This is a genomic window from Acidovorax sp. (genome assembly GCF_022763525.1).
Classification (GTDB): Bacteria; Pseudomonadota; Gammaproteobacteria; order Burkholderiales; family Burkholderiaceae_C; genus Acidovorax.
In genome coordinates, this window is record NZ_JALEGG010000193.1 from 1 (window position 1) to 8,268 (window position 8,268).

8 protein-coding genes are annotated in these 8,268 nt (G+C 70.7%); 4 read left to right on the forward strand and 4 right to left on the reverse strand.

From position 1 onward, the window contains the following. The 4 genes from MRY84_RS14940 to MRY84_RS14955 all read left to right on the forward strand — a co-directional run. Nucleotides 1–575: ABC transporter substrate-binding protein (locus MRY84_RS14940; RefSeq protein ID WP_291506495.1), on the forward strand; the 575-nt coding region annotated here is incomplete at its 5' end. Beyond that, nucleotides 572–1,570 (forward strand): ABC transporter permease, encoded by a 999-nt coding sequence (locus tag MRY84_RS14945; RefSeq protein ID WP_291506496.1) that lies wholly within the window; start codon nucleotides 572–574, stop codon nucleotides 1,568–1,570. The genes MRY84_RS14940 and MRY84_RS14945, both read left to right, overlap by 4 nt. Continuing rightward, a complete protein-coding gene (locus MRY84_RS14950) occupies nucleotides 1,567–2,472 on the forward strand; it encodes an ABC transporter permease (RefSeq protein ID WP_291506497.1) in 906 nt (301 codons plus the stop codon). Before MRY84_RS14945 ends, MRY84_RS14950 begins: the two co-directional genes overlap by 4 nt. Next, the gene (locus MRY84_RS14955; RefSeq protein ID WP_291506498.1) at nucleotides 2,469–3,884 is read left to right on the forward strand and encodes an ATP-binding cassette domain-containing protein; all 1,416 of its coding nucleotides are present in this window, start codon (nucleotides 2,469–2,471) and stop codon (nucleotides 3,882–3,884) included. The genes MRY84_RS14950 and MRY84_RS14955 overlap by 4 nt, the downstream gene beginning before the upstream one ends. Before the next feature lie 102 nt (nucleotides 3,885–3,986). On the opposite strand, the gene MRY84_RS14960 is transcribed toward MRY84_RS14955, so the two are convergent. From MRY84_RS14960 to MRY84_RS14975, 4 genes are all read right to left on the reverse strand, one after another. Further along, nucleotides 3,987–4,592 (reverse strand): isochorismatase family protein, encoded by a 606-nt coding sequence (locus MRY84_RS14960; RefSeq protein ID WP_291506499.1) that lies wholly within the window; start codon nucleotides 4,590–4,592, stop codon nucleotides 3,987–3,989. A gap of 12 nt (nucleotides 4,593–4,604) precedes the next feature. Then, on the reverse strand, nucleotides 4,605–5,525 hold the full coding sequence (locus tag MRY84_RS14965; protein ID WP_291506500.1) for a ribose-phosphate diphosphokinase: 921 nt from the start codon (nucleotides 5,523–5,525) through the stop codon (nucleotides 4,605–4,607). Between the two features lies 1 nt (nucleotide 5,526). Further along, complete coding sequence (locus MRY84_RS14970; protein ID WP_291506502.1) at nucleotides 5,527–7,083, reverse strand: thymidine phosphorylase family protein; 1,557 nt, start codon at nucleotides 7,081–7,083, stop codon at nucleotides 5,527–5,529. Between the two features lie 255 nt (nucleotides 7,084–7,338). Continuing rightward, nucleotides 7,339–8,268: PQQ-dependent sugar dehydrogenase (locus MRY84_RS14975; RefSeq protein WP_291506501.1), on the reverse strand; the 930-nt coding region annotated here is incomplete at its 5' end.

Consider the following 8,268-nt stretch of genomic DNA (forward strand, 5'->3'; position numbering starts at 1 on the left):
ACCCCCAAGCCGCTGCGCAACTGCTGCAGGCGGCGGGCTGGCAGCGCAGCGGCGATGGCCTGCGCAACCCAGCGGGGCAGCCGCTGCAGCTGGTCATCCGCACCTTTCTGGACCGGCCGGAGCTGCAGCTCATTGCCACGGCCCTGCAGGAGCAGTGGCGCCTGGCGGGCATCGCGGTGAAGGTGAGCATCGGCAACTCGGGCGACGTGCCCCTGGGCCACCGCGACGGAAGCCTGCAGCTGGCGCTGGCCGCGCGCAACTACGCCAACGTGCCCGACCCGACCGGCACGCTGGCAGGCGATTTTTCGCCCACCGGGGGCGACTGGGGCGCCATGGGCTGGCACAGCGATGCTGTTGTGCAGGCGCTGCACGCGCTCATGCGCACCAACCCGTCGCCCGAACGCGCCCGCGCGCTGCGCGCCACCGTCACCCAGGCGCTGCAGGCCGAGCTGCCCGTGATCCCGGTGGCGTGGTACCGCCAGCACGTGGCCGTGGGCCAGCGGCTGGCCGGCGTCACGCTGGACCCGCTGGAGCGCTCGTACCGTCTGACCGCGATGGAATGGAACGCCGCATGAAAACCACCCTGTCTCCTTCAGCCAACGCGTACGCCGCGTTCTCCGCCCCCTGGGCGGGCCTGCTCCTGCGCCGGCTGGTGCAGGTGGTGGCGCTGTCGATGCTTATCGGCACGCTGTGCTTTTTCATGGTGCGCGCGCTGCCCGGCGACCTGGCCACGCGCATTGCCGCGGGCCGCTACGGCTACGACCTGGTCAGCAACGCGGCGGCCGACGCCGTGCGCGCAGAGCTCGGCCTGGACCACCCGGCCTGGCTGGCGCTGCTGTACTGGTGGCGCGACATGGCCACGTTCAACCTGGGCCAGTCGCTGGTGTCGCAGCGCCCGGTGTGGGAAGAAGTTGCCCACCACCTGGGCGCCACGCTGCACCTGTCGGCGGCGGCATTGGCCGTGGCCTTTGCCATGGGCCTGCCGGCCGGCCTGTGGGCGGGCCTGCACCCACGGGGCTGGGTGGACCGCGCCACCTGGCTGGCGGCCGTGGCGCTGCGGGCCATGCCGCCGTTTCTGCTGTCCGTGCTGCTCATCCTGGTGGTGGCGGTGCAATGGGGCTTTTTGCCGGCGGGCGGCGGCGAGAGCCAGGCCAGCGTGGTCCTGCCCGCCATCACCCTGGGGCTGGGCCTGGCCGCAGGGCTGGCCCGCGTGGCGCGCGCGGCCATGCGGGAGGTGGTGCAATCGCCCTTCTTCGAGTTTGCCCGCACCAAGGGCCTGAGCGATGTGCAGGCCCTGGTGCGCCACGGCCTGCGCAACGCCGCGGTGCCGGTGACGGCCTACCTGGGCGTGCAGGCGCTGTTCCTGGTGGAAGGCGCGCTGGTGGTCGAGACCATCTTTGCCTGGCCGGGCATCGGCCATGCGCTGGTGCATGCCGTGTTCGGGCGCGACATCCCCGTCGTGCAAGGCACGGCGCTGTGCATGGGGCTGATGTTCGTGGTGTTCAACCTGCTGGTGGACGCAGCCTGCCTGGCGCTCGACCCCCGGCATTCGCGCAAGGTGGCGAGATGAGTAGCCCCCCTGAGTCGCTAAGCGCCATCCCCCACAAGGGGGGACGCACCCCAGTGGCCTGGCAAAGCCAGCTCCACGGGGGCGCTGAGGCAGAGCCGTCTGCCCCCCCGCGCCCTTTCCGCCGGGCCTGGCGCACCCTGCTGGGCGGCGCGATGCTGGCCATGCTGGCTTTGTTCGCCCTGCTGGGCCCCTGGCTCGCCGGCAGCCCGGTAGAGCAAGACCTGCGCAACACGCTGGCCGCCCCCGGCGCGCAGCACTGGCTGGGCACCGATGTACTCGGCCGCTCGGCCCTGGCTCGGCTGGCGCATGCGGCGCGGCTGTCGCTGGGCCTGGCGTTGCTGGCAGCCCTCAGCGCCGCAGTGCCGGGCACGCTGCTGGGCATTGCGGCCGCCTGGCGCGGTGGGCGCACCGAACGGGCGCTGCTCATGCTGGCGGATTCGGTGCTGGCCATCCCCGGCCTGCTGCTGGTGTTGCTGTTTGCGGCCCTGGCGCCGGGCGCGCTGTGGGCGGTGTATGCAGGCCTGTCGGCCGCGCTGTGGGTGGAGTACTTTCGCGTGAGCCGCGCCGTGGCGCGGCCCGTGCTGGCGGGCGATGCCGTGCAGGCCTCGCGCCTGCTGGGCTTTGGCCGCGGCTATGTGCTGCGCCGCCACCTGCTGCCCGCGCTGGCGCCCACGCTGGGCACGCTGCTGGCCTTCACCACGTCGCAGGCCGTGCTGGCGCTGGCCGCCTTGGGCTTTGTGGGCGTGGGCATGCAGCCGCCCACGCCCGAGCTGGGCCTGATGATGACCGAGGCCATGCCCTTTTATGAAGAAGCCCCGTGGCTGATTGCCGCCCCCACCGCCCTGCTGGTGTGGCTGGTGGCCGCCATGATGCTGCTCAACCCCGACCGGGAGACCGCATGACCACGCCTTTGAAATCCGACACCTTGCTGGCGGTGGAAGACCTGGGCATCCAGGTCGGCGGCAAGCACCTGCTGCGCGGCATCTCGTTTGCGCTGCGCGCGGGCGAAGCCCTCACCCTGGTGGGCGAAAGCGGCGCCGGCAAGTCGCTGCTGGCCCAGGCCATCATGGGCAACCTGCCGCCTGGCCTGCGGGCCACCGGCCGCATCACGCTGGACGGCATCGCCACCCGCGCAGACGACGCTGCGGCCCGCCGCGCGCTGTGGGGTCGCAAGCTGGCCCTGCTGCCGCAGGAGCCCTCGCTGGCGCTCAACCCGCTGGCGCGGGTAGCACCGCAGCTGGCTGAGGTCTATCGCCTCTTGGATCGGCGCACCGCCAGCGCCGCCGCCGCACAGGCCCGCCAGGTGCTTGGCGATGCGGGCCTGGGCGACGCAGCCCACCACTACCCCTGGCAGCTCTCGGGCGGCATGGCCCAGCGCGCCGTGGCCGCCATCACCCTGGCAGGCGGCGCCCCGGTGCTGATGGTGGACGAGCCCACCAAAGGCCTGGATGCGCAGTGGCGCGACCGCATGGTGGTGCTGTTCCGCGGGGTGCTGGCATCCGGCGGCTGCCTGCTCACCATCACCCACGACCTGCAGGTGGCGCACGCGCTGGGTGGCCAGGTCATCGTGCTGCGCCACGGGGTGGCGGTGGAGCAAGGCGACATCGGCAAGGTGATGGCCGCGCCAGCGCACCCCTTCACCCGCCAGCTGATTGGCGCCGACCCGGCCCGCTGGCTGCCGTTCGCGCAGCCTGCGGTGGGCGAGCCGGTGGTGCAGGCCAGCGGCATCTCGAAAGCCTATGGCACGCAGCAGCTGTTTGCGCCCATGGACCTGGAAGTGCGCAGCGGCGAACGCATTGCCGTGCAAGGCCCGAGCGGCACCGGCAAGAGCACGCTGGGCAATGTGCTGCTGGGCCTGCTGGCGCCCGACAGCGGCCGGGTGGAACGCAGCGCGCGGCTGCGCCCGCACGCCCTGCAAAAGCTCTACCAGGATCCGGTGGGCTCGTTCGCTCCGCACATCAGCCTGGCCCAGTCGCTGCGCGATGCGGCGCGGTTGCACCGCTGCGACTGGAAGACCGTGCAGCGCCGTCTGGCGCAATTGCGGGTGCCGGAGGACTTGCTGGCACGCAAGCCCGAGCAGGTGTCCGGCGGCGAGCTGCAGCGCATCGCCCTGGCTCGCGTGCTGACGGCCCAGCCCGCGCTGCTGTTTGCCGACGAGCCAACCTCGCGGCTGGATCCGATCACGCAGCAGGAGGCCATCGAGACGCTGCTGAGCGCCACGCAAGAGACAGGCGCCGCGCTGATGCTGGTGACCCACGACGCGCACTTGGCCGCTGCCGTGGCCACGCGCACACTGCACCTGCAGGGCGCCTGAAGCGCGGCGGCGCGGCAGCGCAGCCGCCCATTAGCTACATAATTTATAGCTGCTCGCGCTTGATCATCAAGCGCCGCAGCCATAAAACACCCCAGGCCAGGGTTACTTGATCAGTCCCAGCACATCTTTGAACGCCGGGTGCTCGCAGCTGCCCAGCCATTCAAACGCCACCATCTCAGTGGTCACCAGCTCGGCGCCCGCGCCGGCCAGGCGGTCGAAGGCGGCGTCGCGGTTGCGCTCGGTGCGCGAGCCGCAGGCGTCGGTCACCACCCACACCTCGAGCTCGTCGTCGATCAGATCCAGCGCCGTCTGCAGCAGGCACACGTGGGCTTCGCAGCCTGCGATGACGATGGTGCCGCGCTCTGCCGCCAGCGGGGCCGGCTTTTGCAGATGCTTGGGCAGGCTGCGGGCGTTGCCGCCCTGCTGGGGCTTGGCGGGTGGGCGCAGCCATTCCCCCAGGCCTTCTTCGGCGGCGCTGAAGTGCATCTTGGCCAGGGTCTTGCGGCAGGCGGCGCGCAGTGCGGCGTCGTTGGGGCCCAGGCGCGAGGGGTTTTGCTCGGTGCCCCACACGGGCACGTCCAGCATGCGGGCGATCTCGGCCAGGCGGCGGGCGTTGGCCAGCACGGCGGGGCCTTCGTGGATGGCGGGCATCAGGCGTTCCTGGTAATCCACCAGGACGAGTTGGGATTCTGTGGCGTCAAGCAGCATGGTTGAGGATTCTCAGCACGAAACGCCGCATTGTCGCAGCGCCCGCGCCAGCGGCCCGGCCATGGGCACGGCGTTGCTGGGGTGGGGAATGCAGTCGGTGCTCCACACCTCGCCCACGCCCGCCTCGCGCAAGGCCTGCAGCGCATCGCCCGCGAACAGCGCGTGGGTCACGGCCACATCCACCGATGCGGCGCCCGCCTGCCACAGCAGCCGCGCCGCCAGCGCCAGCGTGCGGCCCGTGCTGGCCATGTCGTCCAGCAGCACCACGGCACGGCCTTGGGCATCAAGGGGCGGCAGTTCAATGGCCACGTCGCGGTCGCCATGGCGCACCTTGGTGCACACGGCGTGGTCAAAGCCGTGGCGTGCAGCGGCCTGGGCGATCCACTGGGCCGATTCGCCATCGGGTCCCACCAGCAGCGCGCCGGGGCGCCGCTGCGCGATCAGGTCGGCCAGGGGTTCCGCGCCGCTGAGCGCCAGGGCGTGGGGCACGGCAATGGCCTGAGCGAGCGTGTCGATGCGGTGCAGGTGCGGGTCTACCGTGACCACGGCGTCGAACAGGCCCGCCAGGAAGCCGCCCACCACCTGCTGGCTCACGGCCTCGCCCGGCTGGAAAGCCATGTCCTGGCGCATGTAGGCCAGGTACGGCGCCACCAGCGTGAGGTGCTCTGCGCCCAGTGCGCGCGCGGTGCGGGCGGCCAGCAGCAGCTCAATCAGCTTTTCGTTGGGCTGGTGCAGGCTGCGCAGCAGCACGGCACGCGGCGGCAGGCGGCCCGCGGCATCCACGGGGAGGCGCAGCTTGAGCTCCCCATCGGGAAAGCGGTGGCGGTCGATGGCCCAGGCCGGCAGTGTGGCGGCCTGCGCCAGTCGCTGCGCGGGCGCGGCCTCGTCGTCAAAGTACAGAAGGCAGGCAGGGCAGGCTGGCGAGGTCGTCACATCAAAACTCCACGAAAACGCGGGGCACCTGCGCGGCCGTACCCAGGCGGTAGCCGCTGTCCCGCGCACAGGCCTGGCGGGCAAACTCCAGGTCGGCGGGGTACATGGCATGCACGCGGTACAGCAAGTCGCCCGCTTCCACGGTGTCGCCCAGCTTGCGCAGCAGGTCCACTCCTGCGCTGGGAACCTTGGGTGCACCCGCCAGCCGGGCCACGCGGGCGATCTGGTAGTTGTCGATGCCCGCCACCACGCCGGCGGCGGGCGCCACCACATCGAGCGTGAGTTCGCCCAGGGCCGGGTGGTTGTGGTCAAACCCCTTGCTGCCCTGCGCCGCGATGATGGCGTTCATGCGCGCCAGCGCCCTGCCGGAGTCCAGGATGTCGCGGGCAATGGCGTAGCCGTCGCCGCCGCGCACGTCGGGGTCGCATTCGATCAGGCGCCCCGCGAGGCGCAGGGCTTTCTGGCGCAGGTCGTCGGGGGCGCGGGGGTCGTTCTGCAGGACACGCATCACGTCACGCGCCTCCAGCACCGGGCCTACGCCGTTGCCCACGGGCTGGCGGCCATCGGTGATCACCACGTCCAGCGACAGCCCCATGCGCCGGGCCACGTATTCGAACAGGCGGCGCAGGCGCTGCGCCTCGGGCATGGAGCGCACCTTGGCGGTGGGGCCGATGGGGATGTCGAGCACCAGGTGCGTGGCGCCAGCCGCCACCTTTTTCGAGAGGATGGAAGCCACCATCTGACCGGGCGAGTCGATGGACAGCGGCCGCTCCACCGAGATGAGCACATCGTCGGCGGGCGAGAGGTGGGCCGTGCCGCCCCAGGCCAGGCAGCCGCGGTGATCGCGCACGATGCCCGCCAGCTGCGGGAGCGGCAGCTCCACCTGGGCCAGCACTTCCATGGTGTCCGCCGTGCCGGCCGGCGAGGTGATGGCGCGCGAGGACGTCTTGGGGCACAGCATGCCGTGCGCCGCCACGATGGGCACCACCAGCATCGTGGTGCGGTTGCCGGGGATGCCGCCGATGCAGTGCTTGTCCGCCACCAGGGGTTCGTGCCAGTCCAGGCGCGTGCCGCTGGCCACCATGGCGTCGGTCAGGAAGAACACCTCTTCGCGGTCGAGTTCGCTTTGGTGGCACGCCACCACAAAGGCCGTGAGTTCGATCTTGGAATAGCGGTGGTTGGCGATGTCGCGCACGATGGCGCCAAAGTCTTCGCGCGTGAGGCGCTCGCTGGCGATCTTGCGGAACAGCGCGCCCATAGACTCGGGCGGCTCGGCCTGTGCTACCGATACCGTGTGGCCGTTGTCGACACCCAGCAGCGCGAACGCATCTTCCGACAGGCCCAGTTCGTGGCAGTCCACGATGGTGCGGTCATCCACCACATTCACGGTGGCCAGGATGCGCCGGCCGTTGGCGCGCACCTCGATCTTGGACAGGGCCTGGAAGCCCTCGGCCCGGTAAACGGCACAGTCACGGTGCAGGTAGGCCACGTTTTCGCGCCAGGTGTCGATAGCCACCCGCCGAAGCGCGAGCTGGGACCTGGGCGGCTCCTCCTCCACCCTGGGCGCGCTCGCATCAGGGGCTTCGCTCGGGGCCAGGAAAGGTATCGGGGACGCAGCAGTCGAAGAAGGCAGGGAGGGCGCGGGTTGCATGACGCCAGCCTAAACCGGAATTCGCCCGGGCGGCCTCCGGTCCACCCCGGGGCAAGCGCATTCCGCGGGCAGATCTTCGGGCCATCATGACCCAGATCAATTCCGTTTGGAGTTTGCGTGGCCCCTTCTGCCGCGCAGACTCCGAGGGCTGCGACAGCGGCGCTACTGCGGCTGCAGGCGCAGCAGCCGCCCCTGGGGGCTATCGGTCAACAGATACAGCAGCCCATCCGGCCCCTGGCGCACATCGCGGATGCGCTCGCCGTTGCCTTGCAAGAGCTTTTCCTCCCGCTGCACCCGCCCGTCCGCCACTTCCAGCCGGTGCAGCGTTCCAAACTTGAGCGATCCCACAAAAAGGCTGCCCTGCCACGCGGTGCCATAGCGGGTACTGGTAAGGAAGACCATTCCCGACGGGGCGATGGAAGGCACCCAGTAGTGCAGAGGCTGCTCCATGCCTGCCTTGGCGGTTCCCTCGCCCATCTTGCCGCCGCCGTAGTTCTCGCCATAGGTGATGACAGGCCAGCCATAGTTGCGGCCCGCCACCGGCAGGTTGATTTCATCGCCACCTTGCGGCCCGTGCTCGTGCATCCAGAGCTTGCCGTCCGGCCCCAGCGTGGCGCCCTGGGGGTTGCGGTGGCCATAGCTCCAGATCTCGGGCAGGGCGCCGGCCTGGCTGCGGAAGGGGTTGTCCGGCGGCACGGCCCCGTCCACCGTGATGCGGATGACCTTGCCGTGGTGGTTGTCGAGCTTCTGGGCGTCGTCCTTGCGGTGGTAGCGCTCACCCAGGGCCAGAAACAGATGGCCGTCTGCCGTCTGCACGATGCGGCACCCGAAATGCAGGGAGCTTTCCACCTTGGGCCGCTGGCTGAAGAGCACCTTGACGTCCTGCAGGCTGCGTGCATCGTCGGACAACATGGCGCTGGCCAGCGCCGTGCTGTTGCCGCGCGCGCCAGCAGCGGCGGGTTCCGAGTAACAGAAGAAGATGCGGCGGTTGCGGACAAACGCCGTGTCCGCCACCACATCCAGCAGCCCGCCCTGCCCGCCCGCTGCCACTGCAGGCAACCCAGCCAGGGCTGGGCTGATCTGCCCCTGCGC